Source organism: Nostoc sp. (assembly GCF_036917535.1).
In the GTDB taxonomy this organism is placed as follows: domain Bacteria; phylum Cyanobacteriota; class Cyanobacteriia; order Cyanobacteriales; family Nostocaceae; genus Nostoc.
Genome location: NZ_JBALDA010000110.1, coordinates 1 through 26,061, shown reverse-complemented (window position 1 = coordinate 26,061; position 26,061 = coordinate 1). Strand labels below are relative to the sequence as shown.

Here is a 26,061-nt window from a genome sequence, read left to right as displayed (position 1 = left end):
CCTTGTCTTCAAGATTTACGCTAAGAGATTCTCCGAAGAATACCTATTTTTATACAAATTGCCAAATAGGTAATCTGATAATGAAAAGAGATTCAGAAATCAAATGAATAATTGATGCACACCACAAGCTTGATTGATAATTTGCTCAACCTTGCTAAAGAATGCATTTTCTGAAAAGTTTGCTACAGCATGATTGCGGATGCGATCGTAATTCCAAAAAATGCCATTGGCTTCTAGTAAGGCAACTTGTAAAGATTCGGGTGTTTGTCTTTTAAAAAAGACTCCTGTTTCACCTGGAATTTGAGTATCTAATACTCCACCCGCTCCATAAGCGATGACTGGTGTACCGCTAGCATTAGCCTCTACTGGAACTAATCCATAATCTTCTAGGGCTGCGACAATAATAGACTTGGCTTTGGAAAACAAGTCTTTGCGGGTTCTATCACTTACGTGTCCCAAGAACACAATATTTTGTAATGCTTTGGATTTTAACCGTGCTAGTTCTGGCCCGTCACCAGATATTAATAACCGCCACCCTAACCAATTAAAAGCTTCGACTATTATATCAAGTCGCTTATAACTGATCATCCGAGCGGAGGCCAGATAATATTCATCTTTTATATCGGAAAAAACAAATTTACTAGTATCAATTGGATAGTTCACCATCATTGCCTGTTTGCCATAAATCTTTTCAATCCGGCGGGCAACAACACTGGAATTAGCAATGTAAAGGTCAGGCTCCTGTGCATATTTCAGGTCTACCTTTCTCATTACTTGAAATACTTGTTCGATTAAAGGAGCAAAATATCTATAATCTCCGTACTCTCTTAAATAAGTTGCTGTATCCCATAAGAAACGGGTGACGTTATGGCAAAAACAAATGTGGTGAGCATTGGGATTTTTTCGCACTGCTTTGGCAAAGCTGGTGCTACTACTAATAATTAAATCGTAGTCTTGCAGATCCAAGGCTCGAAAGGCAGGGAAATACAAAGGAGCCATCGACCTGAAATATTTTGCTGCACCAGGAATCTTTTGTAAGAAGGTTGTATTAACTATGCGATCGCCTAAATCGATCGTTTTTTGGGGATCGTACAAAGATGTGAAAATATCTGCTTCGGGATAGCGCTTACAAAGCAGTTCAAACACACGCTCTGCCCCACCTCGCTGGGTTAAATAATCATGGACGAGAGCAATTTTCATGAAATTTGACCTAAAGTTTCGATCGAGTTTGTGGAAACGCTTCCCAGCAAGTTACTATCAACAACTTTAGTGTCCGTTCCGCAGTATAGCTTTCTATCCTCTTGATGAAATTCTGGCGACAAATATATAGGGGCATACAGCTGTACGCCCCTACAGCTAATTCATTTGTGGCAAATATTTTTAGAACCGATATTATCCAACTGCTACTAAGATTTTTTCTGGAGCGAAATAGACGTTTTGCTCAGTTCGTAGTTGGTCGCAAAGTCTGCCTTCAGGTAATTCTACATCCTCATAAGTGAGGACTCGATCTTTAGAAATATCTCGTTTGAGGCGGCACCCTTCAGCTAAACCCATTGGTAGAAGATTTTGCTGTTGGACGATATCGGAATTTTCACATTGTCCGTAGGTCATGTAGTAGCCGATGCCATCTAAGGTTTCTCCTGCTTTCAGGTCGATTTTGGCGGTGGTGACAACATCTACTAGCGGGCCTGCTAGTGGAGACATCACAGCATCATCAAATAAAACAGCACGCGCTACGGACAAAGGAACTTCAAAATGACAGAGGTGATAAGGAGTATAGAAGCTGTAAAGTGGGCCTTCGCCTAATTTATATAAGTTGAGATAGTGGCGTTGCTTAGGGTCGTCGTGAGTGGCAAATACATATACACCTGGGCCTGGTTTTGCTCCAACTACATAATCGACAATACCGCCCAGTTCTTTGAGTTGTTCAACATCATATAACTGAGTCATTTCATCGACATGACCGCTGAAGTCATATCCTAACATTCCCCGTTTGGCGACTTTCATACCTGTGGCATTGGCAACGATCGCTTGCTCGAAGGAAATTTTGCTTCCGTCGGCGAAGCTAGTCACCATGTGGGGCTTTTGACCCCAACGTTTAGCAAATCCTTCCTGGGTGGTGGGATTGCGATAGGGGTCTTGGAGTCCTTTAATGTTACCGCACAATAAGGGAGTTAAACCAATGCTTTTGACAAAGCGATAAAGGTTCATTTGCACCCCTGGCTGATCGCCATCACAAGCGCTGAGAATCACGCCTGCTTTGTCGGCATACACTTTCAGGATGGGACCAATGGTGCCATCGAGTTCAGCATTCATCATAATCACATGTTTGCGGTAGGCGATCGCTTCCATCACGATCTCAGCGCCAAATTCCACTGCACCTGTGACTTCGATTAATGCATCGATGCCTTCAGCCCGACACAGTAACTTAGCGTCTTCTGTGACTGCATACTTACCGTTAGCGATCGCATCTTCTAATTCGCTGACAGTTGCAACAACTTGAATATCTTCAATTCCTGCTTCTGAATAAGCTTGTTTAGCTGCACCAATCTGGCGATTGGATATAGCAACTAACTCCATTCCTGGCACTGAATTGACAATTTGGTTGGCAATTCCTCGACCCATAAAACCAGCACCAATCATTCCCACCTTAATAGGATTTCCTGCTGCTGCACGGGCTTGTAAGGCGCGATCGATAATAATCATGAACTAAACTCCTTTTTGGAACTGTTTCTTGTGTTACAAATTCTCGATAATTTTGCACTTAATAATTTTTTACAGCTAAATATTAAGTACATTTTCATGGAAATGATCATTACTGATAGCTACTAACTACTTGTTTGCTAGATGTTATAGTAGTAGTCTGTTTTTTCTGGCTGTGATTTTTGATAATTTGCTCTATAGCATTTCTGTACGCTTAGGCAAACTTTTCTTTGGTATGATTTGCTCTTGCATATTCCCATGCTGCCTGACGAGACATCAGCTTTAAGTCTTCAACAGACAAACTGGCAATACTTATGACTTTCGCATTATTGTATTACCTCATGCAGAGGAGCCAGTGTGTTGTACAGAAAACACCTGGCACAAAGAAATCGTTTATAGTTATCTGGAAGCTGTACCGCCAACAGTCATCATTCTCAACAAAGGCCAATTTAAATCTTTCTCGGAGGTTTCAGTTACATCTAAAGGCCAATCAATGTTAAAGAATGGGTCATCATAGCGTAAACCTCTTTCATATCCTGGAGTGTAAAATTCACCCACTTGATATGTAACTTCAGTCTCATCGGTGAGTGCTTGATAGCCATGAGCAAACATTTCTGGAACATACAAAGCACGGCGATTTTCTGGGGTTAGCTCTACACCAATGTGTGATAAAAAGCTAGGAGATTCAGGACGCATATCAATAATTACGTCGTAGATTGCGCCTTTAGTACAGCGAATTAATTTTGTTTCTGCTGCTGGCAGAATTTGATAGTGCATTCCTCGGATAGTGCCTTTTTTGTAATTAAAAGATAGGTTACATTGGGCAACTGTTGGCTTTAATCCGTGTGCTGCAAATTCTTGAGCACAGAAAGACCGAGCGAAAAAACCACGGTGATCTGGCTTTTCTTCTAAATCAATGATGAATGCGTCTTTGAGTGCAGTTGGAGTGAAGATCATGAATGAATAACCTTAAGAGAAATATTGACGACAACAAAACTTGGCAAGTTTGAAAACTTAACTTTTTACAAACCTGATCAAAAAGAGTCTTGATCAGGTTTTTAGATTAACAATTAGCTTGTTTGGACTGAACTATATGGCGCTAACTTTGGTTGGGGAAAAGTATTGTCTCTATATTGAGTACAAACTTCTGGACGATCGGGAGAAGTAGAAGTGTAGCAAGAGAATAAAGTTAACCTATTTTCTGTGCGTAATGTCCCGTGATGTATGACTTTTTTGGGATCTACAATAATGACTGTTCCTACCGATCCTGTACAACATTTCCAAGCCTGTTTCGGGATAATTTCATTTAGTTCTTCATCTGTGATGCCTAAATGACCAGATTGCCAAAGCTTATAGTAAGTACGGTAATAGTTTAATCTCAACAAAGAGGTTAAAGAGGCTGGGATATATTCAAAGGGACCATGCTTTTGTTCCACATCATTTAAGTAAATAATGATTTTGATCATGCGGCGGTCTTCTGCATCTTTATGCCATAGTTGTGTAGCAAACTGATTTTTATTAGGAAAATCCTTGCGGAGATGTACACCATGAAAAATGAGCGGTAGACCAATGTAGTTTTCAATGATGTTTAGAAGCCTTTTTTCGCTTCCCCAAGTTGCAAATTCAGGTAAATATGTAACTGTGTAAATTTGGGGAAACTTTTCATTTGAATCGTCATTATTGATAGATGCCATTTGGGACGAATAACTATAAGCTGCCTTAAGCAATTCTGATGTTGAATCGAATCCCAACTCAGTAAGTGTGGTGATATGAATACCATCACATTTAAGATTATCAAGAATTTGGCGATCGCCTTCTTCTAGTGCAGGCAAATTAGCAGCATGTTTTAAAAGTGCTAATCTGTAAACTAACTCAGAGCCTAGTGAAAATATTTTGCGTTTAATCTTGAGCAGCATGGCATAACTACCTTTAATAGACTATCGGCCATTTTCTATTTGTTGCCTTAACTCTGCTCTGGGGTAAGTATCATCCCAGTATTGGGTGCAGAGTTCTGGTCTTTCAGGAGGGTTGGCAGTGTAACAAAAGAATAGTGTTGAGCGTTCTTCTGTGCGGACTATGCCGTGATGCAAAGTATTTTTCGTATCTACAATCAAGACAGTACCTGCTGGGCCTAGACAGGATTTCCAAGCTGACTTGGGGATAACTGTTTTCACTTCATCATCATCAATCCCCCTATAACCTGACTTCCAAAGTTTGTAGTAAAGCCGAAAATAATTCCAACTCAATAAGGAAGTTAAAGAGCGAGGAATATATTCAAAAGGCCCAGTTTTTTCTTCGACATCATTCAAGTAAATAAAGATTTTGAAAATGCGGCGGTCTTCAGAATCGCTATGCCATAGTAGTGTGCCAAACTGATGTTTGCTAGGGAAATCTTTACGTAAATGTACACCATGAAAAGCAATCGGAAGACCAATATAGTTTTCGATGAGATTGAGAAGTCTTTTCTCCATTGCCCAGGTATAAAATTCTGGTAAACCTGTAACTGTGTAAATTTGTGGTAACTTTTCATCTAGATGGTTGTTTTTAGGATTTTCCATCTGAGACAATTGTTGGTAAGCAGCTTTGAGCAGTTCAGCGCTAGAGTTGAAGCCTAAATCTGCTAGTGTTGTGACACAAACACCCTCTTTTTTGAGAACCTTTAGGATATGGCGATCGCGCCCTTCCAATGCTGGCAGATTTCTGCTATGCTTCCAACGAGCTACATAATATTGCAAGTCAAAAGATAGCGTAGATATTTTGCGTTTAATTACACTAAACATGTAAGAAATACTTTCTAGTTTTAATCTCAATTGTTCGGTAAATTAGTAGCTTATGGCTTATAGCTTTGTATTTCTTGAGTAGGTATTTCACTTGATTCTGCTAAACTAAAATCTTTAGAAACCATCACATCAAAAGCACATAAACTGACTAAAGCTAAAAATGGGACTACTGTCTTAATGGCAGACATAGGCCATCTTCTTAAAGCACCTAAGAAAACTTTCAAGTTGACTTCTTTACCGTTTTGCAAAAGCATCCGTCGACAAAACTGCTTAGAATATCCACTCTGCTCCAATTTCAAAATTACTTCAGGTATGTGTTTGTATTGCATTAACAGTGCAGATTTTGGTTCTTTCTGCCAATAACTCACACCCACAACACATTCCAAATAAGTTTCTTTCGTGACAATTACACGACCATTAGAAGCACAATATCCGGCTAAATATGCTAAAGATATCCAATTATTCTCAGCATCTTGCCAATTTTGTAGAGCGCATTTCACTAAATCAGTACGGTAGATTGTAGCAGTCAGAAAAATAACTGCACCGACACTTTTTGAGAAACAATGCTCAAATATAGCTTTACCATCACCATCACCATCTTCACTATTTATATCAAACCAGCGATTACCAAGAATTGTTGGTGGATGAACTGGTTCACCAGTAATTTGGTTTCGACCGGAAAAGTTGAGAAACAATAAAGATAAATCTTCATATTGCTTAAGTTTGCTAATCACATAAGCAATGGCTCTATCTTGAATTGGGTCATCGTCACCAATTGTCCAAACATATTTTGTTGCCGTCGAATTCAGGCAATACATAATATTTTTGACAACACCTAAATTCTGAGGATTTTTATTTGATTTAAATGGGATACTACTAAGTATTATTTGCCATTTTTTAATCACATCCTGAGTATTGTCTGTTGAACAATTATCAGAAACTAAAATTTCACAATCATCTTCAAAACCTTTGATAGCTTGAGCCAGCCATGCTAACTGTTTCTCCAGCAATTCGGCACGATTATAAGTCGGTATAGCAATGGTCAGTAATTTCTGCATGGTAATAAATAGTAGTTAAGAAATTGATATATTAATGGTTACAGGCTAGTCTCTAGCTGTTTAGGTGGAAAAAGAATTGCCCAAGCTGATATAGTTAACAAACGTAGGTAAGGAATAAATATCTTGATTGTCAAGAAAGGCCAACGTTTTAAAGCACCTAATAGGATTTTCAAGTCAGTTTTTTGATGGAAATTCTGCCAAATCATTTCCTGACAAAATTTATGAGGATATCCTACCTGTAGTAGTTTGATATAAACTTCAGGTATGTATGCATATCGCATTCTAAAGTTCCATGTTGGATCAAGATCCAAAAAACTAGCGCCCATAGTACATTCTAAATAAGTGTCTTCAGTGACGATGACACTTCCATGAGCAGCGCAAAATGCAGTCCAATATGCTTGAGACGCCCAATTATTAGTAGCAGATGGCCATTTTTGTAAAGCGCGTTGTACTAAATTTGTACGATAAATTGCTGCTGATATAAAAAGTACACCACCAAAGTTTTCATTCAGGTAACTTTGAAATATAGCTTTACCATCAACTTTTAATTCGTCGCTATCACTATTCAACCAGCGTTCGACAACAAGTTGACCTGTTTGTTTTTGACGACCAGAGAAGTTTAAAAGCATTAGTCCTAAATCTGAATGTTTTTTTAGTGTCGTTAACACATAATCTAGGGTTCTCTCTTGAATTGGGTCGTCATCGCCAATTGTCCAAATATATCTACTATTTGGGGCTTTTAAGCAATAAGCAATATTACCCATGACCCCAATATTTTCACTATTCTTGTTTGAGGTAAATGTGACATTGCTAAGACTTAGCTGCCACTTTTTAATAACTTCTTGGGTATTATCTGTAGAACAATTATCAGAAATAAAGATTTCACAGTCAGACTCAAATCCTTTAATAGACTTGGCTAACCAAGTAAGTTGTTTATCTAAAATATGAGCACGATTGAATGTAGGAATTGCGATAGTCAGTAGTTTATTCATATAACAATTTACAAATATTTTTATGGATGAAGTAAGCCCGAATCAATACTATTTGATTCGGATGCTTAGATTATTTTTGATTGCTACTAGGCAACTTTAGCTATTTTTTATTCCAGAAAAAATCTTTGTCAATCTGCTCTGTCCGAATTAGATACTCTAGCTGTTTTAAGCGAGTAAATCCTCTAAACAAGAACGTATCTTCAGCCATGTGTATTTGACTGAATAAATCAAATAACTGCTGGGCACCAAGTCGGGCATTCCAATCACATTTAAATCCGGGTAGGATTGTGTTAATTTTCTCGAAAGATACGCGATAGCTGCGGTTATCTGCGCCGTTATCACCAAAGGATAATTTACAATCTGGGAAAACATCAGCAATAATTTCCGCGATTTCTTTAACGCGATAATTATTCGCTGTATCTCCCACGTTGAAGATTTGGTTATGTACAATGTCTCGTGGTGCTTCTAAGGTGCAAACTATTGCTTTGCAAATATCCAATGCGTGGACTAATGGCCGCCAAGGTGTGCCATCACTAATCATTTTGATTTCTTTGCTTGTCCATGCCAACCCTGCTAAGTTGTTTAAAACAATATCAAAGCGCATTCTGGGAGAAGCACCAAAGGCTGTTGCATTTCGCATAAAGGTGGGAGAGAAGTCATCGTCAGCGAGTGGTGCGACATCTCTTTCTACAAGAGTTTTACATTCTGCGTAGGCTGTTTGGGGATTAACTGCGGATTTTTCTGTGACATCACCTGTAGTAGCAACACCGTAGACGCTACACGAAGACATATATACAAAGCGACGTACATTCATAGCCTTAGCCAGACTAGCCAGACGAACTGAACCTACATGATTAATTTCATAGGTAATATTGGGTGCCAATTGTCCGGCTGGGTCGTTGGAGAGTTCCGCCATGTGAACTATGGCTTCAATACCTTCTAAATCATCAGGTGTGATGTTGCGGATATCTTTATTAAGGGTTTTGGGTGTCACTCCACTAGAGTTGTACAGCCAACCAACTTTATAGAAACCAGTATCTAGACCAATAACCTCATGTCCTCGCTCGATTAACAGAGGCGGTAATAATGAACCTAGATAACCTTCTGTTCCTGTTACTAATATTTTCATTGTGGTTAATTCCTTTGTATTGTGTTGAGAAGTTAAATTCTTCGTTTAGCTGGACGCATAGATGTACGCCCTAGTACCGCAAGGCGGAAGTCAAAAGTCACGCATAATTGTATTCCGGGCTTTTGCGCCATTTGAAATAGTATGTTTATTTCCGCCGTGTTGTACTAGAGTGTGTTGCATCTGGAAGGGAACCGCTATATTTTTCGTTTGTATGCAATAACTTGACCTCTCTCTTAAAAGCAGAGAGGCTTTGAATCTTACTGCCTTTCCCTTCTAGGGAATGGGTTAGGGGTTAGGTCTGTATTTGACTTAACCGAAAAGCGCTATATATGACTTGGCTAACAGTCATTATGTAGTTACTAAAACCTTTGCAGGCTTACTTATTGGGTAGTAGCACTCTATAGCGGTTCTTAATTGATGCATGACACTTTTTTCGGCGTTGCTAAATTGAGGGATGATTTAGCAAGTTAGAAAATTTCTCCCCCTGCTTCCCCTGCACCCCCTGCCTCAAGAGCCTGCCTAAATTCATCCCCCTGTTCTGCAACGCCCTTTTATTTTGTGGGATGGGTGTCTTACCTGTCCCTTGTATTTTCAGGCAGACAAAGATGCCCACTATACAAGATTCATCCCTTAATTCAGCAGTCCCGGAAATAACAACGATGCTATCTATGCAATTACTACACTCTCTAGATGCGAAAGTTGGGGAATTTCTGCCACAAGCGCTTTGCCGATTTCTAGAGAAGATGTGGCAGCAGGAGAAGGAGCATTGCAAACATGAATGGAGTTTTGACCAGAAACAATCAAAAAGTCGTCTACAAGCTTGCCATCGTTCATCAAGGCTTGAGCGCGGACTCCTGCATGGGTGGGAACTAAGTCTTCTGTTTGCACTTCGGGAATTAGTTTTTGTAAACTTCTGGTGAAGGCTGCTTTGCTAAAAGAACGAATGATTTCTTGGATGCCATCATCAGCGTGTTTAGCTGCTAACTTCCAGAAACCGGGATAGGTGAGGACTTCCAGAAAATCTCGTAAGTCAAAGTCGGTTTTTTTGTAACCTTCGCGTTTGAGTGATAGAACCGCGTTTGGCCCTGCATGGACACTACCATCAATCATCCGGGTAAAGTGGACACCCAAAAAGGGGAAATCTGGATTGGGAACTGGGTAGATTAGTGTTTTGACTAAATAGCGTTTTTCTGGAGTGAGTTCGTAGTATTCTCCTCGGAATGGGACAATTTTGGCTTGGGGTTCAACTTGACCTAGTTTGGCGATGCGATCACTATGCAATCCAGTACAATTAATTACAAAGCGGGTTTCAAAGTTACCTTTGTTTGTTTGCAGTACCTGATTTTTACCACTTGGAGAGATTTTTAGGACTTTTGTATAGAGGTGTAAATCTCCACCCTGCTGTTGAATTAGCTGGGCATATTTCAAACAAACTTGCTTGTAATTAACAATACCAGTTGAGGATACCCGAATTCCACCTACACATCTGACGTGAGGTTCAATTTCCTTGACTTCTTCGGGGCTAATTCTCTGGACTTCTATGCCATTGTCTAAGCCGCGTTGGTAGAGATTTTCTAAGCGTGGTAGTTCTTGTTTTTCAGTTGCAACAATTACTTTACCACAAACTTCATGGTCAATTCCATGCTCTTGGCAGAATTCTACCATTGAACGAGAACCATTACGACAAAATTTAGCTTTGAAACTCCCTGGCTTGTAGTAAATACCAGAATGAATTACTCCGCTATTATTGCCAGTTTGGTGAAATGCCCATTGGCTCTCTTTTTCTAGTACTAAAATCCGGGCATTAGGATAGCGTTTTCCTAAAGCCAACGCTGTCGAGAGTCCAACTATTCCCCCACCTATAATCGCAAAATCATACATTAGTATTATCGCACTTCAAATTACAGTAAATCCATAAAGTTATTTGTCATTTAATTTCTGACTCCTAACTCCTGTACAGACAAGGGTTAATCGCGTCTCTACTCCTAACTTTTCTCTTGCCATACCTTCCAAGGAGCCTGATTGTTTTTCCACAGCCCTTCGAGATAGTTTTTATCACGTAAAGTATCCATCGGTTGCCAAAAACCATGATGTTTAAAAGCAGATAGCTGTTCCATATCAGCTAGCTTTTCTAATGGCTCTTGCTCCCATACCGTAGAGTCATCAGCAATTAAGTTGATTACTTCTGGTTCTAACACAAAATAACCACCATTAATCCAAGCTCCATCACCTTCCGGTTTTTCTCGAAAGCTGGTGATTTTGGTTTGCTCATATCCTAAAGAAATAGCACCAAAACGTCCGGCTGGTTGAACAGCGGTAAGTGTTCCTAAGCTATTTTGTTCTTTGTGAAACTTAATTAGTTCAGTAATATTAATATTACTGACACCATCACCATAAGTAAAGCAAAAAGTCTCGTTACCAAGATGTTCACTGATTCGCTTTAAGCGTCCGCCTGTCATTGTATTATCACCCGTATTTACTAAGGTGACACGCCAGGGTTCTGCATAACCAGAATGCACATTCATCTGGTTAAAGCGCATGTCAAAGGTAACATCTGACATGTGTAAGAAGTAGTTAGCAAAATACTCTTTAATGATGTAACCTTTATAACCGCAACAAATGATGAAGTCATTAATGCCGTGGGCAGAGTATGTTTTCATTATGTGCCAGAGAATTGGCTTGCCACCAATCTCAACCATCGGCTTGGGTCTAATACTGGTTTCTTCACTGAGGCGTGTACCAAGACCTCCAGCCAAAATCACCGCTTTCATGCAATTACCTCGAAGATTTGTAGGGATATGATTATTTGACTTTTTCGAGATGAAGAGGATGCACTTAAAGGGAGAAAATGTATTTCTGATTTCTGTTTCTCCGTCAATAATCTAACTGTAATTTGCGATGAAATTATAAAGGTAAGATAAATTAAAATCTTTTCTATATAAAAGCTCTATGAATATCTATAAATACATAAATAAATTACTCAATGAAGTAAAAATATTACCTATAAAATAACTAGGATTAGCTGACGCCAACCCTAGTCAGGCTTGATTTTTTCAATCAAAACCAATAATATGCTAGTAACAAAGCTTACTCTTTTCTAGTTAGTTTTTTCCAGATTACTTGAACCTTGGAATAAAGGGTCACATTTGTTTTCTACAACTACGCACATATTGCTAAGTGCTTGCTGATAATTATCCATGTCATCTTGCTCAAGAAATATTTTGGCAGATGCCTGTATATCTTCGACAGCTTTTGTCTGGTTTTTGTTAGCTTCACTACCGCCATATTGTGCCAGTTCATAGCGAACCATACCTCGTTTGAGATATGCTTTTGCTAGTTTCGGGCTTATAGTTAATGCTTGGTTAAAGTCAGCGATCGCTTGATTATATTCTTGCTGATAATTGCTGCTATATTGAGCAATTTGATAATAGACAACACCCCGCTGAAAGTAACCTTCTGCTTTGGAGACATTACGTTTTATTGCTTGAGTAAAATCTGCGATCGCTTTTTTGTAAACTTGTTGAGATTCACCACTGTATTTAGCCATTTGGGCGCGGACAATTCCCCGTCTGATATAAGCTTCAATTTCATTATTATCCAGGCCGATGGCTCGATTATAGTCAGCGATCGCTAGATTATATTCTTTATCAGGATCGTTGCTATATTCGGCGAGCATATAGCGGGCATTGCCCCGATTTACCAGAGCTTTGATTTGATTGGGATTGATTTTCAGAGCTTGGCTATAATCTGTAACTGCTCCTTCGTAGTCTTTGAGGTTATAACGGGCATTACCACGATTTACAATTGCTCTAGCATGTGTCGGTTCTTGTTCAATTGCTTGGCTAAAGTTGACAATTGCTTTCTCGTAGTCTCGCTCTTTATAAGCAATATAACCTTGCTGATAAAAATCAGCGAAGCTAAGTTTATTATTTGGCTGGGAAGACTTGATTGCTTGTTGGGTGAGAGCATTTTGGGAAACCAACGGCTGAGTAAATTTAATCATTACATCTGCGTATCCCAATAGACCAAAACCCAGCAAGCAACAAATAATCGGGTATAACTTTGACTTTTTGGAACGTTTATAATATGAACCGCTAGGAGTCATTACTGGCTGCCAGTAATTAGCTAGCTGCGGTGACATGGCTCGCTGGGGAAAATGCGGGGTCTGAGTATAACGTTTTTTCGGTTTGATGCGTGGTTGGAGATGTTCTCTAGCTTCTATAGCCCGGTGTGATGGAAAGGGGTCGCGTCCACCTAATCGCACGGTACGTTCACACCACGGACAGCTACGCATGTGGTTGTTGTAGCGATGCTGGGGATTTGTCGTGCAGGTAATTAGGGAATCTTCGGCTTCAGCGATTGCTGAGAGCCAAGTCTGGGCACTGGGGCGTAGCTGTGGGTTGTTGTGACCCTCTTCAAAACAACGGACAAATAGTTCCTGTAAGCTGGGATGGAGAATTTCCCAAGGGGGGGCAATGGGTGTCGGCAGGTAGGGTACATAACGCTTTTGGCTGTAAGTGAAATGACCCGATGCAATGCGTGCTTCGTAAGGTGGTGGCTCAATCGCACCTTGAAAAATCCCCGAAAATGGGTGGGTGCCTTCCATTAAGAGTTGAAATACTAGCACCGCTAACCCAAATAAATCGTGAGAGATTTCGCGATCGTGCTGGGCAAAAGTTTTATTCTGTAGTTCTGGTGGAGTAAACTCTGGTTTACCTACTGGACAGCGATAAACAACATTGCTGTTTGGGTCGGTTACTTGGAAAGAGTCTGTGTCTATCAAAGTTACCAGTGCTGTATCACTGACGAGGATATTAGACTCGTTCACATCACCAATGCAATATCCACTAGCATGCAAAGCTGCAAAAGCCGCCGCTAGGTTACGAGCCGTGCGGAGCAGGTACTGATAGTTGAATAGGGGGCAGTGTTGCCGACGAGTTCTGGGGTTGTAAAAGTCGATAATTGGACGCATCCCCTGAATACGTGGCATCAAAAAGCCTAGGATGATATTTTTGCCATCTGCCGCCCGTAATAAATCCTCTGGCCAAGCGATAGAGATATGCCCTAAACTAGCTGTAGGGTTTTCTGGCGGATTGGCAAGCATCGCTTGGAGTTTATCAGCATGAGCAGTGGTTGGCTTGTGGTAAATTTTCGCCACCAAATTGCCATCGGATGGTACTGTATAAACGCAAGCTTCACCCCCACGCCCCAAACTGACATTGAGGCTGAGGATTTCTTTTCTAGGGGAACAACGTAGTACCTGCATAATGAAATTACCGCTAACGGGAGTTATTGTAAGATGTGAAACCTGTAGATTGATTGCTCATGAGTCGTTGAATGCGGCTATAATGAGTGTTAAATCATCATCAGTGCGTTGCGTAATCCGCTCTGAGCGTAAAAATTTTACCAATTGCTCCTTCGCTTCTGTCTTATCCTCGGTATTGGCGACAAATTCAAACAGCGGAAAAAAGAATGGTTTGTGAGGTTCGCCAACAACCATGTTCAAAGCCAGCATTTGTAATCCGTCGGTGATAATACCAACGTTTACTATATCTGTGCGCCATAATCTCATCTGTGCTGTGTCTAAAGCATTAGGCGAAGTTAAAAAACTGGTTTCGTTAATGTATTCACCGCTGTCAGGCATAGTCAGTGCCAGCAGGTTGCCCATACAATCTTTTGCCACTGCCAAACCATCACCTATCTGAACTACAGCTACAACTTCTGGTGTAGCAACCAGCATAATTAAGGTAGTTGCTAAATCTTGAGGCTGTTTGTCACAAGTAGCCGCCTCATCTTCCACAGCTTTTTTAGCAGCAAATATGGCATCATTTAAGAGCGATCGCACTAATGTATCATCAGTCAAACTTTTTCGGGTCAGCCCTTTGGTAGAAATGTTTTCTATTGCTGTCTCCACAGCAATCATCGCTCCCACTTTCCCAAGGCTAGCAGAACCCGCGCCATCTGCTGCGGCCGCCACTAAAACATTATCTGACAATATCTGCCAGTGATGAGCATCCTGACATAATTGATTGTTTTTTAAGTGACTTGTACCACATACAGACGCAGCCACAATCCGCCATTGAGCAATCTGTTTTGATATGTTCATAAATTTTTTTCTAGCAGCTAGCTGTGTAAACATCAAGCTGCAATTTTTAATTAAACAGTCCCCCAACCAATCGGCGGTAGTGCTACCTGTTCTTCTATTTGTGAATGAGAAACGGCTGACATACTAGTTGACAGCCAGACAAACATTTCGATAAAATTTAATCCTTTAAGCTTTAAGGGAGTACGTACAGTTATTTGATTTAAACGCGTCATATTCGCATTTTCTACTCCAACTGTAAAGAATGCTACCCGCTTGTTCGCCTCGTCTCCCTGTAGGCGATGGGATGCTTGCTCTACCACTTGCTCTAACTCACCTTGTGGTTCTCCATCGGTAATCATAAATACCCAAGGACGATAGTAAGCAATCCCGTTGGCACGATACTGAGATTTCCGCTCTTGAATTATGTCCAAAGCTTTATGAATTCCCGCACCCATTGTAGTCAAGCCCTGCGCTGTCAAAATAGGCGGATTGAATTGATCGGCAGTCACAAAGTCTTGTACTACATTGATATTACTATCAAAAGTGACGATCGCCACTTCCACCCGTCTAGCGGCTAAGGAATTTTTGACTAATTCATCCTTTAAGCTTAGTAAACCTTGATTTAAAGCCTCAATCGGCTCTCCTTGCATCGATCCAGATGTGTCTAATAAAAGTACACAAGGACAACGTGGTTCGGGGTTCTCAGCAAATTCTACTACTTCATCAAGTTTTAATGTATCATGCATAACTTTTTGTGTTATGTTAAAGTCCAAAGCTTTATTTCCCTTTGCTCAGAGTATATAGTTTCAATCGCCGAGGCGACTACAGAATATAGTATCTATTGGTAGATGCTCTAATCTTTATTAAACAAATTATTTTCATAAAGTTCTCTATATATTTAAGATGAACTTGAGCACAGCTTAGTTTAGCAAAAAAGAGTTTATCAAAACCCAGCATTACCTGTTGTAATGTATCTACCAAAAAGTTATATCCATTAAACCTACAGTACAATAAATACGTAAACTTTCCTAGATAAGTTTTTAAAGATTTTATGTAGAAGAATCGTTTCTTTAAGGAAAAGTAATTAACCATAATTTAAGCTCGTTAACTCTAGAATTATACCAGTGTAACTGCGCGAACTTGGAATCAAATTTGCCTCTTGAAGTGAGTGGGTATAAATAAACGTTATTCTTAAGGTCTTTACTCAAGAGTTGTCAGTAGTTAGTAAAATCCAGAATTAACCAACATCTACTGATAATCTAGCTATGATAGATGTTTAGCTTTATTCATACCTACTTTTTGTTTGAGATAGATTAAGTAAAATGTGCTAAATGTAACAAAGAACTTAAAAAGCTTACAATTTTTAATATATGTACATATTTTCAAATAAATAATTTGTGGACAGAAAAATATTACACAGAAGAGAATACTTTATAGCTCATATTTTCAATCTACAAATGTTCGGTTGTTGATTCCGCAAAAAACTTGAAAAATATGAATAACTCAGGTACATTCACCAAACTACGTCCTCTAAGTTTGTTAAGACAATTATCCAATTGTTCCGACAGTACTTGTTTACAAGTATTGAGTAACTCAGTTTCTTGGTCGATTTACTTAGAACAGGGCAAAATAACTTACGCTACCCATTCTGTGGAACCCTTTGATCGACTAGAACGCCATTTGCGACGCTTCAGCCAGCAAATTCCACTCCTTACTAATGAGGTTCGCGTTCAAGTACGGCTGATGTTTGAACCTGACTCACACAGTCAGTTAATCAAAGATGACAGTAATTCGAGAAGCTACTCTCCTGAGTATCAGGCTATATCCTGGCTTGTTAGTCAACAACATCTACATTCTACACAAGCAGCAGTGTTGGTTCAAGAATTAGTTAAAGAGGTAATTGAATCATTTTTGCTCATCAAAGAAGGTACTTATGAATTAACAGAACCACTCAATAGAATGCCAAAAATTTGCAGGCTAAGTGTAGAAAAAGTTTTAGAATATTGCCAAATAAGATTACAGAATTGGCAGGCTTTTGTACCGAAAATTTCTTCTCCATATCAACGTCCATATCTGTTGATTAACAGCAAGTTTGATGACCAAGATTTACCAAATTTACAGCCAGATTTAATTAACTGGATGAAGGGTTTTAGTCTGTGTCATCTAGCTGTAATTTTGAATCAAGATGAAATTCAACTAGCTCGCAATTTATACCCTTACATCCTTAAGGGTGCGATTATCCTCCATGAACCCGATCCACCATTTGATAAATTACCAAAGATTTTTGAGGAGCGACCGCTTTTCTCAAAATTGATTTCCGGGTTAGTTGACACCAAGGAAGAACTAAATACCACTGTCAATTCTTACCAAAATATTCCTGAAGAGAAAATAGTTCCTGTTCAGCGATTATCACAGATTTCTACTCCTTTAAAAGAAAACTTTCAGGAACCAACAATATCAGATAACATAAATTCTACTTCCCAAAGAGTAACGGCTGCTACTGTAACGGTACAAAAAGTCCACAAAATCGTTTCTGTAGATGATAGTCCCACAATTCTCAAAGAAATTAGTTATTTCTTAGAAAATGAAAATTTTTCTGTAGTGACTATTAACGATCCAGTGAAAGCAGTTTTGTCAATTATAAGGCACAAACCAGATTTAATTTTGTTGGATTTAAACATGCTAGGAATCGATGGCTATGAGTTGTGCCGGATTATACGAAACAATTCACTATTTCAAAACACTCCTATTATTTTTGTCACTGGGAATAAAGGAATTGTAGACAAAGTAAAAGCTAAATTAGTTGGGGCATCTGGCTATCTGACTAAACCGTTTACTCGCGCCGAATTACTAAAAATAGTCTTTATGCATTTGACTTAAATTAACCACCTTACTCACTACATTTCAGAGAGTAATACTTCTGGGTTAATTACAGATAGGACTTACGCAAAAAGTGCTAAAAAGCTTAATTTATTGAACCGCCTACTCCCACGGAGAAGCAAGCTACGCGCAGCGTCTCGTTAGAGAAGAACGCCAAGAATCATAGAGTTTACGTAAGTCCTAACAGATTAAAATTCTTGAAGTGCTAGAAGGTTAATTCTTGCGCCGCTCAATGAGAGCAATGTCAACTGCAAAGCTTAACCCAGAAGTATTGTATTTAAAATGTAATCAACTTAAGTTGGCAAAAAGGGCCATTGCCACAATAAACAGGCTTACCGATGCAAAACTGGCTCCTGTCTGCTACAAACTTTTAGGCTATGGTAGAGAAATCATAATTTGGGTTGTTGTAGCCTGGATTTGACATAGCAGATGTTATAAAGTCAGAACTGCTGAGTAAACTGCTGACATCAGTTCCTATATGTTGGCTAGGCTTAGTACTACCTAGCGATATCAGTTCGCTATTAACAGAGAAATTCCAGCCTTCATTACCAATGAGTGTTTTGTCATCACCACTGGCTTCAATCCGGTTTCCCAAGAGATTGCTGTTAGTTACATTGGCAGTGTTGCCACTACCAAGAATGTCGTTTTTACTACCAGGTAGTGTATTGGCATTACCAAGGATGTCGTTGTTATTGCCTAAGTTCCAGTTACCGTTACCGTTGGTTGTGCTATCGTTACCAAAGCCCCAGTTGCCATTACCTTCGGTTTTGCCGCCATCACCGTAATTCCAGTTACCGTTACCGTTGGTTGTGTTACCGCTACCAAAATTCCAGTTACCATTACCGTCGGTTGTGTTGTTACTACCATATAGCCAGTTACCGTTACCTTGGCCATTGTTACCGATAGCATTTGCACCATCTAATTTTTGAATATCAGATATCCAGTTGTCGCTCTTATAAGGTACAGGTTGACCGTTGCCAGTTTCAGGTAGGTTGCTACCACTTTCCTTTGAAGGCGGAGTGCTGCCAAATGGTAGGTTACCAGGAAGGTTGCTACCGCCACCAGATGGGTTACCACCAGATGCATTAGCACCACCAAAGGGGTTGCTACCACTACCTAACGCACTAATATCACCGCCAACGATTCCGATGAGTTGATTGAACGGATTATTGGTATCAGTTAAAGCCCGTTTATCAAGTGGTCGCTCGTAATTATATTTGTACTTTCCATCTTCACTGGTTGTGGATGAGTTACCACCACCGATGAAGGAAGCGAAAGTATTACTACCACTAGCAGCGCCACCAAAGCTACTGCCACTATTTAGACTGCTGCCATCGGTAGACTGCCATTTGCCATCACTGAAAGAAAAATTGCCATTACCAGTTAAATTGTTGCTAGTACTTTGTGACCCAGTAGTTTGATTGCTATTGCCAGAAGTTGCCATTAGAATTAAACTCCTATTACTAAAACTGAAATCCCTCTACAAGAGAAAGATCAACGACATGAATGAAAGCATTTTTTTACTTTCATTTTCAATAAAAAATACTAATAAAAACAACAATCACCACATTTAGTAAAAGTATATAAAATCAGATTTACATTTAAAATGAACAAAATTTCGATTGTATTGCCGATTTTTTAGATTGGATTGTCTATTCTTTCGATATTGTTGAGGTAAATTTCAGAAAATGTCCGGTAATTCTTATGGTGAAGGCTTTCGAGGCAGTTTTTACAGTGATTTTTCGGCACAAATAGGGTAAATTTACCTCTTTGGAGTTCTATATTACAATGTAATTAAACGTACAAAAAAGAGTGAAGTGTGATTTTTGTAGTCTATTGAATGAGAAAATATTACTTGTGAGGTTTTATCGAGTTTTAAAGATTCAAGTTCTGCGATCGCCAGAGCAAACGCATCTAAATTACTCTTAATCGCAACCAATGTTAAGAACCAACGAAAAAATCAGCATTTCTCATTTGATTTATTTTCCAAGTCTCAAAGCCATGTCTACGATGGGCTACGCCTTGTCAAATCGTGATCATTGCTCATCGCAAAAAAACTGGGCTTGTTGAGAACAGAGAAAAAATAATGTCCCTTTTACATAATGTAATAATTGCTTAACTATGGAGTAATAATGCTAGAAAGTAAAACTAGAGTGAATTTTCAAGATAAATTAAGCAATAAATTCTTTAGAAAAGCGCTGTTGTGTTGAAGTTCTTGAAATCAGAAAAAAGCTTGTGTATTTAGATTGCTGGTTTTATGATATTCTACTTCAAGCGTGAGAAGCCAAACGGCTCTCAATCGCAATGGTTATGCAAGAAGCGATGTCTACAACGGGCTGCGCCTACGCACATCGTATTAGCTAATTGCGTTTTGTGTTTTGAAGCTTCACTCTAGCAGAAAACAGAACAATTTATCAGCCTGCTTTCTGGTTCAATTAATAATAAAAATTCTTGACTATGGAGTATAAAAATGAAAAGTGTAGTAAGCGCAGCAGTTATCTTAACATTTCTTAGTGGAGTAAATTGTCTTCCTAGCTATGGAATCTCATCAAATATCAAGCCTTCAAGAATCGAAGTCCAATCAATTGCTCAAGGTAATCATCAACAATTGATGGCTAGCGTTGGAACTACTTTAGATACTCCATTTTATCTTAAATATGGAAAGGCAGCTTACTTCCCTACTGAAAATCTTGAAATCAAATTTTCAAAAGTTATCCAGGATTCTCGGTGTCCAACTAATGTAACTTGTATTTGGCAAGGGCAAGTTATTATTGGATTAGACATCATAAAAAATGGTAAGCAAGTTTCAACATTAACGCTAACCCTGATACCAGGTCGTGATCCTTTACCAATTCAATTTTTAGATAAATATTCGGTGAGATTGACACAGGTTTCCCCGTACCCAAAGAGCGGACAGACAATCGCACTCCAAGACTACATTGTTAAAATTGTTGTTAGTAGAGAAGTAGAAACTACATAACTAACCTTTGACACGCTTTTTTCAAAAACAAAACACCCGGATTTTTCACAAGCGAGAAATCCGGGGTTATCTAGTTTAACGTCAAAATAAACCAAATAAAAATAATGTCTTACTTCCCTGCGTAGATACATTCTCAGTATTTACTTATTTTTACATTGCCAGTCTAACGTAGTAGGATTGTTCAAGTGAAAGGGTAAGCCTTGCAAGGCGAGTAACCATTGATCGCTTCTTGCACCCTAAAATAAGAGCAAAAGACGATTCCTAAAACAAGCACACTCCATGCGTATTTCTCTAAATTGGCTGCGCGAACTAGTAGAGATAAAACTTAGTCCAGAAGAATTAGCCGAAACCCTGACAATGGCAGGGTTTGAGGTTGAAGAGATTGAAGATCGCCGCACTTGGGCAAATGGCGTGGTGATCGGCAAAGTGCTTGAGCGTCAACCTCATCCCAACGCCGATAAATTGAGTGTTTGCCAAGTGGATATCGGTACAGGTGAAAATTTAAATATTGTCTGTGGCGCTGCCAATGTGAAGGCAGATATCTATGTCCCAGTGGCAACCACAGGTACTTACTTACCCAAGATTGATTTAAAAATCAAACCTGCAAAACTGCGTGGCGTCCCATCTCAGGGCATGATTTGTTCTTTAAAGGAACTCGGTTTACCCACAGATATAGACGGAATTCATATTTTTACCCAGGAAAATTTACCATTGGGTAGTGATGTCCGTCCGTTGTTAGGTTTAGATGATATAATTTTAGACCTCACCGCAACTGCCAATCGCGCTGATGCTCTAAGTATGGTAGGCGTAGCCAGAGAAGTAGCAGCTTTAACTGGTGGAAAGTTGAGCATTCCTGAACCTGCTGAAGTCTCTATTCCCAAAAAAGCCGAAAATTTAGCTTTAAAAATTGCCGATACTCAAGCTTGTCCTGCATATATTGGTACGGTAATTGAACAGATCAAAATTGCTCCATCTCCCGAATGGCTGCAACAGCGTTTGCGGGCGGCTGGGGTACGTCCCATTAGTAATGTGGTGGACATTACTAACTATGTTTTATTGGAATGGGGACAACCACTGCACGCTTTTGATGGCGATCGCCTAAAATCTGTTGCAGGTAGCGAAAATTTAACTATCGGCGTTCGCTTCGTCAATAATGGAGAATCCCTCAAAACCCTGGATGGACAAACTCGCACCCTAGCATCCCAAAATTTGTTAATCACCGCTAACGACAAACCCGTTGCCCTGGCGGGAGTCATGGGTGGGGAAGAAACAGAAGTCCATCAAGGTACTCAAAGCCTAGTTTTAGAAGCAGCTTTATTTGATTCCGTAGCAATTCGCCGTTCTTCCCGGAGTGTTGGGTTAAGAAGTGAGGCTTCTGGCAGATACGAACGGGGAGTTAACTGGGCTGAGTTGGAAATAGCCAATCGCCGCGCCTTATCCTTAATTAGCGAATTAGCGAGTGGAATTATAGTCCAGCAAGAAATTGCCGACACCCGCCCCGATCCATCTACTTGGAGTCGTTCTATCGCCTTGCGTTTAGACCGAGTTAATCAGATATTGGGGCCGATAGATTTAGGAGAAGATACAGGCGAACTGCAAAAACAAGATGTTGAGCGTATCCTGACTGCATTGGGGTGTCAGTTGACTGCTTCAGGAGAAGATAGCACCCATCAACCTACATGGTCAGTTTCCGTACCACCCTATCGTTACCGCGACTTAGAGCGAGAAATTGATTTAATTGAAGAAATCGCCCGTCTTTATGGCTACAACAAATTCTGCGATACATTACCAGAAAAAGCGGAAGCTGGCTATTTGCCTTTAGATGAGGAAGTGATTCGCAAATTACGATCTTTCCTGCGGGCTGAAGGATTGACAGAATTAATCCACTATTCTTTAGTCAAACCAGGAGAAGACAGAAATATAGTACTGTCCAATCCCTTATTTGTCGAATATTCAGCGCTGCGAACCGATTTAATCTCTGGGTTAATTGATGCCTTTCAATACAATTTAGAGCAGGGTAATGGTGCCCTCAACGGTTTTGAAATCGGGCAAATTTTCTGGCAAGAAGAAGACGGTTTGCAAGAAACAGAAGCCCTGGCGGGAATTATGGGAGGGGATATTTCCGTTGGCAAATGGTCAAAAAGTGGACGCGAACAACCCATCACCTGGTTTGAAGCTAAAGGCATTTTAGAAAGTGTATTTCGGCAACTTAGCTTGCAAATTGAATTTCAACCCGATCGCCGCGATGATCGCTTACATCCAGGACGCACTGCTTCCCTGTGGATTCGGGGTAACAGACTAGGGATTTTTGGGCAACTCCATCCCCAACTGCGACGAGAAAAAGGTTTACCAGATTCCGTTTATGTCTTTCAGTTGGATCTAAATGTGCTTTTAGATTCTCTGGGAGAAGATGAAATTCTCGTCTCCACATTCCAGCCTTATTCTACATATCCAGCGAGCGATCGCGACATCGCCTTTTTCGCACCCGTGAAAATTTCAGTTGTCGAAATTGCAAAAGTAATTACCAAAGCGGGTAAAGATTTGCTCGAATCGGTGGAATTATTTGATGAATATCGTGGTGAAAACGTCCCCGCAGGACAGCGGAGTTTAGCATTCCGCTTAATTTATCGGGCTAGCGATCGCACCCTTACTGAGGCTGAAGTCGAACCAGTACACAATAAAGTCCGTGAAGCCTTAGTGGAAAAATTCGGCGTAAACCTGAGAAGTTAGGAGTAAAGACGACGCGATTAATTGCGTCTGTTTTTTGGTCTAGTTCCCAGGTTGAACCTGGGAACCCGCAGGGTAGGCCGCCTATCGCGCTTCACGCACTACGCAAACTCAAGAAATTTGAAACCCACGGAGGTGGGTTTTGTCTGTATAGCCGCGAGGAGAAAAATTAGTTATTGTTGATGCGTTGGATGAAGTAGAACAAGAAGGAAATAGTAATCTTTTAGATTTACCACAAAATCTTCCTGATGGAGTCTATTTTTTGCTGACTAGACGACCTTATACTCAAAACAAAAAACGGTTGTTTGTAAATACTCCTTATGAAGAATTAAATTTAAAAGACGAGAAATCTCAGAAAGATATAAAAGAGTATCTGCACTTATTTATGGAGATGAGTAGAGATAAAATTAGACAATGGATTCAACAATTAATTAAAAATTCAAACCAGGCGAAAAATCAGAAAGAAATTATTGAATTAAAAGAGTGGATACAAAGACAAAATCCAGCGATTACTCAGATAGATTTTATTGATAAATTAGCCGAAAAAAGTCAAAATAATTTTATGTACTTGCGCTATGTTTTACCAGCGATCGCGACTGGTAAATATAATAACTTGAGTTTAAAAGGATTATCACAAGGACTTGAGGAATATTATATAACTCATTGGCAGCGCATGGGTATGGAAAATGATGACAATGACATTAATGTAAAAATCCTCTTTATTTTGGTTGCTAGAGGTGGAAAAGTATCATCAAATATGATTGCTGATATTCTTGATAAAGATATACTTCCTATGGAAAATATTTTAGCTCAGTGGTTGGAGTATGTAACACCTGAAAAAGTAAAAGAAGAAAGAAAAGAAAAAACTTACTACAGTATTTATCATCGCAGTTTTTTGGAATTCTTACAAAACAACCAACGCTATATAGAAGCAAAAATAAAAGGTAATTTAAAGAGGTTCAGGAAAAAACTGCTCAATATTTGGAAATAGAAATATAGGAATATGGGTAAACTTGCTATCGAATTAAAGAAAAAAGATGCCGAATATATAAAATGGTATCTTCAGCAACGTCCTCAACGGTATCTGAATAATAAAAAAACAGATGAATATTATCAATTGTTGACCAATTTTGATTTTATTTTTCTGAAAATTCAGCATATTGGAGTAGAAGACCTGATTACAGATTATGCTTTAATTAACGATCAAAAAATATTAGAAGAAGAGAAACTAGACCTGAAAAAAGTCGAAATCCTCAAATTAATTCAAGATGCCCTACGGTTATCAGCTTATGTTTTGAATGAAAATCAAACCCAATTAGTAGGACAATTATGGGGAAGGTTGCAGAGTTTTTCCCAGCCAGAAATTCAGCAAATTTTGGCAGATGCAATAGAAAGTAAAAGTGAAATTCCTCGATTACGCCCCATTACAGCCAGCTTAACCACTGCAAGAGAAAACCTAATACGCACCCTGACTGGTCATAACTCCAGGGTAAATGCAGTAGCGATCGCTCCAGATGGAAAAACAGCCGTTTCTGGTTCATTAGACAAGACCCTCAAACAGTGGAATCTAGAGACAGGAAAGGAAATCTATACCCTGACTGGTCATAACGACAGTGTAAGTGCAGTAGCGATCGCCCCAGATGGAAAAACAGCTGTTTCTGGTTCATTAGACAAGACTCTAAAACAGTGGGATCTAGAGACAGGAAAGGAAATCTCTACCTTGACTGGTCATAACGACAGTGTAAGTGCAGTAGCGATCGCTCCAGATGGAAAAACAGCCGTTTCTGGTTCATTAGACAAGACCCTCAAACAGTGGAATCTAGAAACAGGAAAGGAAATCTCTACCCTGACTGGTCATAACGACTGGGTAAGAGCAGTAGTGATCGCCCCAGATGGAAAAACAGCCGTTTCTGCTTGTGATGACAATACCCTCAAACAGTGGGATCTAGAAACAGGAAAGGAAATCTCTACCCTGACTGGTCATGACGACTGGGTAAGTGCAGTAGCGATCGCCCCGGATGGACAAACCGCCGTTTCTGCTTGTGATGACAATACCCTCAAACAGTGGGATCTAGAAACAGGAAAGGAAATCTCTACCCTGACTGGTCATAACAGCTATGTAAGTGCAGTAGCGATCGCCCCAGATGGAAAAACAGCCGTTTCTGCTTCATTAGACAATGCCCTCAAACAGTGGGATCTAGAGACAGGAAAGGAAATCTCTACCCTGACTGGTCATAACAGCTATGTAAGAGCAGTAGCGATCGCCCCAGATGGAAAAACAGCCGTTTCTGCTTCTGATGACAACACCCTCAAACAGTGGGATCTAGAGACAGGAAAAGAAATCTCTACCCTGACTGGTCATAACTTTTGGGTAAGTGCAGTAGCGATTGCCCCAGATGGAAAAACAGCCGTTTCTGGTTCATTAGACAAGACCCTGAAACAGTGGAATCTAGAGACAGGAAAGGAAATCTCTACCCTGACTGGTCATAACGACAGTGTAAGAGCGGTAGCGATCGCCCCAGATGGAAAAACAGCCGTTTCTGGTTCATTAGACAACACCCTCAAACAGTGGGATCTAGAGACAGGAAAGGAAATCTCTACCCTGACTGGTCATAACGACAGTGTAAGTGCAGTAGCGATCGCCCCAGATGGAAAAACAGCCGTTTCTGGTTCATTAGACAACACCCTCAAACAGTGGGATCTAGAGACAGGAAAGGAAATCTCTAC

The 26,061-nt window shown here is 39.8% G+C and carries 19 protein-coding genes; 5 read left to right on the top strand and 14 right to left on the bottom strand.

Annotation, left to right across the window (positions count from 1 at the left end; translation table 11 throughout):
* Window positions 1-99 precede the first annotated feature (99 nt).
* The 13 genes from V7K56_RS35830 to V7K56_RS35770 form a co-directional block, all read right to left on the bottom strand.
* Window positions 100-1,200: a glycosyltransferase gene (locus V7K56_RS35830; protein WP_334918747.1), complete on the bottom strand. Its 1,101-nt coding sequence runs from the start codon at window positions 1,198-1,200 to the stop codon at window positions 100-102.
* 192 nt (window positions 1,201-1,392) lie between these two features.
* Entirely contained in the window at window positions 1,393-2,706 is a 1,314-nt protein-coding gene (locus V7K56_RS35825) for an NAD(P)H-dependent oxidoreductase (protein WP_334918745.1), read from the bottom strand.
* A gap of 396 nt (window positions 2,707-3,102) precedes the next feature.
* Window positions 3,103-3,660 carry a dTDP-4-dehydrorhamnose 3,5-epimerase gene (gene rfbC / locus V7K56_RS35820; protein ID WP_334918743.1) on the bottom strand — a complete coding sequence of 186 codons (558 nt, stop codon included), beginning with the start codon at window positions 3,658-3,660 and terminating at the stop codon, window positions 3,103-3,105.
* A gap of 113 nt (window positions 3,661-3,773) precedes the next feature.
* Complete coding sequence (locus tag V7K56_RS35815) at window positions 3,774-4,619, bottom strand: phytanoyl-CoA dioxygenase (protein WP_334918741.1); 846 nt, start codon at window positions 4,617-4,619, stop codon at window positions 3,774-3,776.
* 21 nt (window positions 4,620-4,640) lie between these two features.
* A complete protein-coding gene (locus V7K56_RS35810) occupies window positions 4,641-5,483 on the bottom strand; it encodes a phytanoyl-CoA dioxygenase (RefSeq protein ID WP_334918739.1) in 843 nt (280 codons plus the stop codon).
* Window positions 5,484-5,533: 50 nt separating this feature from the next.
* Window positions 5,534-6,541, bottom strand: coding sequence for a glycosyltransferase family 2 protein (locus V7K56_RS35805; RefSeq protein WP_334918737.1), 1,008 nt, complete (start codon window positions 6,539-6,541; stop codon window positions 5,534-5,536).
* Between the two features lie 38 nt (window positions 6,542-6,579).
* Entirely contained in the window at window positions 6,580-7,533 is a 954-nt protein-coding gene (locus V7K56_RS35800; RefSeq protein ID WP_334918735.1) for a glycosyltransferase family 2 protein, read from the bottom strand.
* 100 nt (window positions 7,534-7,633) lie between these two features.
* On the bottom strand, window positions 7,634-8,662 hold the full coding sequence (locus tag V7K56_RS35795; protein WP_334918733.1) for an NAD-dependent epimerase/dehydratase family protein: 1,029 nt from the start codon (window positions 8,660-8,662) through the stop codon (window positions 7,634-7,636).
* Window positions 8,663-9,328: 666 nt separating this feature from the next.
* On the bottom strand, window positions 9,329-10,543 hold the full coding sequence (gene lhgO, locus V7K56_RS35790) for an L-2-hydroxyglutarate oxidase (RefSeq protein ID WP_334918731.1): 1,215 nt from the start codon (window positions 10,541-10,543) through the stop codon (window positions 9,329-9,331).
* Window positions 10,544-10,647: 104 nt separating this feature from the next.
* A complete protein-coding gene (gene rfbF / locus V7K56_RS35785; protein ID WP_334918729.1) occupies window positions 10,648-11,433 on the bottom strand; it encodes a glucose-1-phosphate cytidylyltransferase in 786 nt (261 codons plus the stop codon).
* A 326-nt stretch (window positions 11,434-11,759) separates the two neighbouring features.
* A complete protein-coding gene (locus V7K56_RS35780; protein ID WP_334918727.1) occupies window positions 11,760-13,928 on the bottom strand; it encodes a tetratricopeptide repeat protein in 2,169 nt (722 codons plus the stop codon).
* 57 nt (window positions 13,929-13,985) lie between these two features.
* Window positions 13,986-14,768 carry a PP2C family serine/threonine-protein phosphatase gene (locus tag V7K56_RS35775; RefSeq protein WP_334918725.1) on the bottom strand — a complete coding sequence of 261 codons (783 nt, stop codon included), beginning with the start codon at window positions 14,766-14,768 and terminating at the stop codon, window positions 13,986-13,988.
* A gap of 50 nt (window positions 14,769-14,818) precedes the next feature.
* A complete protein-coding gene (locus V7K56_RS35770) occupies window positions 14,819-15,493 on the bottom strand; it encodes a vWA domain-containing protein (RefSeq protein WP_334918723.1) in 675 nt (224 codons plus the stop codon).
* A gap of 748 nt (window positions 15,494-16,241) precedes the next feature.
* Here V7K56_RS35770 and V7K56_RS35765 point away from each other — a divergent pair.
* A complete protein-coding gene (locus V7K56_RS35765) occupies window positions 16,242-17,627 on the top strand; it encodes a response regulator (protein WP_334918721.1) in 1,386 nt (461 codons plus the stop codon).
* Between the two features lie 370 nt (window positions 17,628-17,997).
* On the opposite strand, the gene V7K56_RS35760 is transcribed toward V7K56_RS35765, so the two are convergent.
* Window positions 17,998-19,071 carry a hypothetical protein gene (locus V7K56_RS35760; RefSeq protein ID WP_334918719.1) on the bottom strand — a complete coding sequence of 358 codons (1,074 nt, stop codon included), beginning with the start codon at window positions 19,069-19,071 and terminating at the stop codon, window positions 17,998-18,000.
* A gap of 1,026 nt (window positions 19,072-20,097) precedes the next feature.
* On the opposite strand from V7K56_RS35760, the gene V7K56_RS35755 reads away from it, so the two are divergent.
* The 4 genes from V7K56_RS35755 to V7K56_RS35740 all read left to right on the top strand — a co-directional run.
* Window positions 20,098-20,607 carry a hypothetical protein gene (locus tag V7K56_RS35755; protein ID WP_334918717.1) on the top strand — a complete coding sequence of 170 codons (510 nt, stop codon included), beginning with the start codon at window positions 20,098-20,100 and terminating at the stop codon, window positions 20,605-20,607.
* A 279-nt stretch (window positions 20,608-20,886) separates the two neighbouring features.
* On the top strand, window positions 20,887-23,337 hold the full coding sequence (pheT, locus tag V7K56_RS35750; RefSeq protein ID WP_334918715.1) for a phenylalanine--tRNA ligase subunit beta: 2,451 nt from the start codon (window positions 20,887-20,889) through the stop codon (window positions 23,335-23,337).
* 184 nt (window positions 23,338-23,521) lie between these two features.
* Window positions 23,522-24,325: a transcriptional regulator gene (locus V7K56_RS35745; RefSeq protein WP_334918713.1), complete on the top strand. Its 804-nt coding sequence runs from the start codon at window positions 23,522-23,524 to the stop codon at window positions 24,323-24,325.
* 12 nt (window positions 24,326-24,337) lie between these two features.
* On the top strand, window positions 24,338-26,061 hold a 1,724-nt coding region (locus V7K56_RS35740), incomplete at its 3' end, for a hypothetical protein (RefSeq protein WP_334918711.1).

What these genes read in the sequence shown, in the direction of transcription:
- V7K56_RS35830 (WP_334918747.1), bottom strand. Translation starts at nt 1,200, where the DNA reads ATGAAAATTGCTCTCGTCCATGATTATTTAACCCAGCGAGGTGGGGCA.
- V7K56_RS35825 (WP_334918745.1), bottom strand. Translation starts at nt 2,706, where the DNA reads ATGATTATTATCGATCGCGCCTTACAAGCCCGTGCAGCAGCAGGAAAT.
- rfbC (WP_334918743.1), bottom strand. Translation starts at nt 3,660, where the DNA reads ATGATCTTCACTCCAACTGCACTCAAAGACGCATTCATCATTGATTTA.
- V7K56_RS35815 (WP_334918741.1), bottom strand. Translation starts at nt 4,619, where the DNA reads ATGCTGCTCAAGATTAAACGCAAAATATTTTCACTAGGCTCTGAGTTA.
- V7K56_RS35810 (WP_334918739.1), bottom strand. Translation starts at nt 5,483, where the DNA reads ATGTTTAGTGTAATTAAACGCAAAATATCTACGCTATCTTTTGACTTG.
- V7K56_RS35805 (WP_334918737.1), bottom strand. Translation starts at nt 6,541, where the DNA reads ATGCAGAAATTACTGACCATTGCTATACCGACTTATAATCGTGCCGAA.
- V7K56_RS35800 (WP_334918735.1), bottom strand. Translation starts at nt 7,533, where the DNA reads ATGAATAAACTACTGACTATCGCAATTCCTACATTCAATCGTGCTCAT.
- V7K56_RS35795 (WP_334918733.1), bottom strand. Translation starts at nt 8,662, where the DNA reads ATGAAAATATTAGTAACAGGAACAGAAGGTTATCTAGGTTCATTATTA.
- lhgO (WP_334918731.1), bottom strand. Translation starts at nt 10,543, where the DNA reads ATGTATGATTTTGCGATTATAGGTGGGGGAATAGTTGGACTCTCGACA.
- rfbF (WP_334918729.1), bottom strand. Translation starts at nt 11,433, where the DNA reads ATGAAAGCGGTGATTTTGGCTGGAGGTCTTGGTACACGCCTCAGTGAA.
- V7K56_RS35780 (WP_334918727.1), bottom strand. Translation starts at nt 13,928, where the DNA reads ATGCAGGTACTACGTTGTTCCCCTAGAAAAGAAATCCTCAGCCTCAAT.
- V7K56_RS35775 (WP_334918725.1), bottom strand. Translation starts at nt 14,768, where the DNA reads ATGAACATATCAAAACAGATTGCTCAATGGCGGATTGTGGCTGCGTCT.
- V7K56_RS35770 (WP_334918723.1), bottom strand. Translation starts at nt 15,493, where the DNA reads ATGCATGATACATTAAAACTTGATGAAGTAGTAGAATTTGCTGAGAAC.
- V7K56_RS35765 (WP_334918721.1), top strand. Translation starts at nt 16,242, where the DNA reads ATGAATAACTCAGGTACATTCACCAAACTACGTCCTCTAAGTTTGTTA.
- V7K56_RS35760 (WP_334918719.1), bottom strand. Translation starts at nt 19,071, where the DNA reads ATGGCAACTTCTGGCAATAGCAATCAAACTACTGGGTCACAAAGTACT.
- V7K56_RS35755 (WP_334918717.1), top strand. Translation starts at nt 20,098, where the DNA reads ATGAAAAGTGTAGTAAGCGCAGCAGTTATCTTAACATTTCTTAGTGGA.
- pheT (WP_334918715.1), top strand. Translation starts at nt 20,887, where the DNA reads ATGCGTATTTCTCTAAATTGGCTGCGCGAACTAGTAGAGATAAAACTT.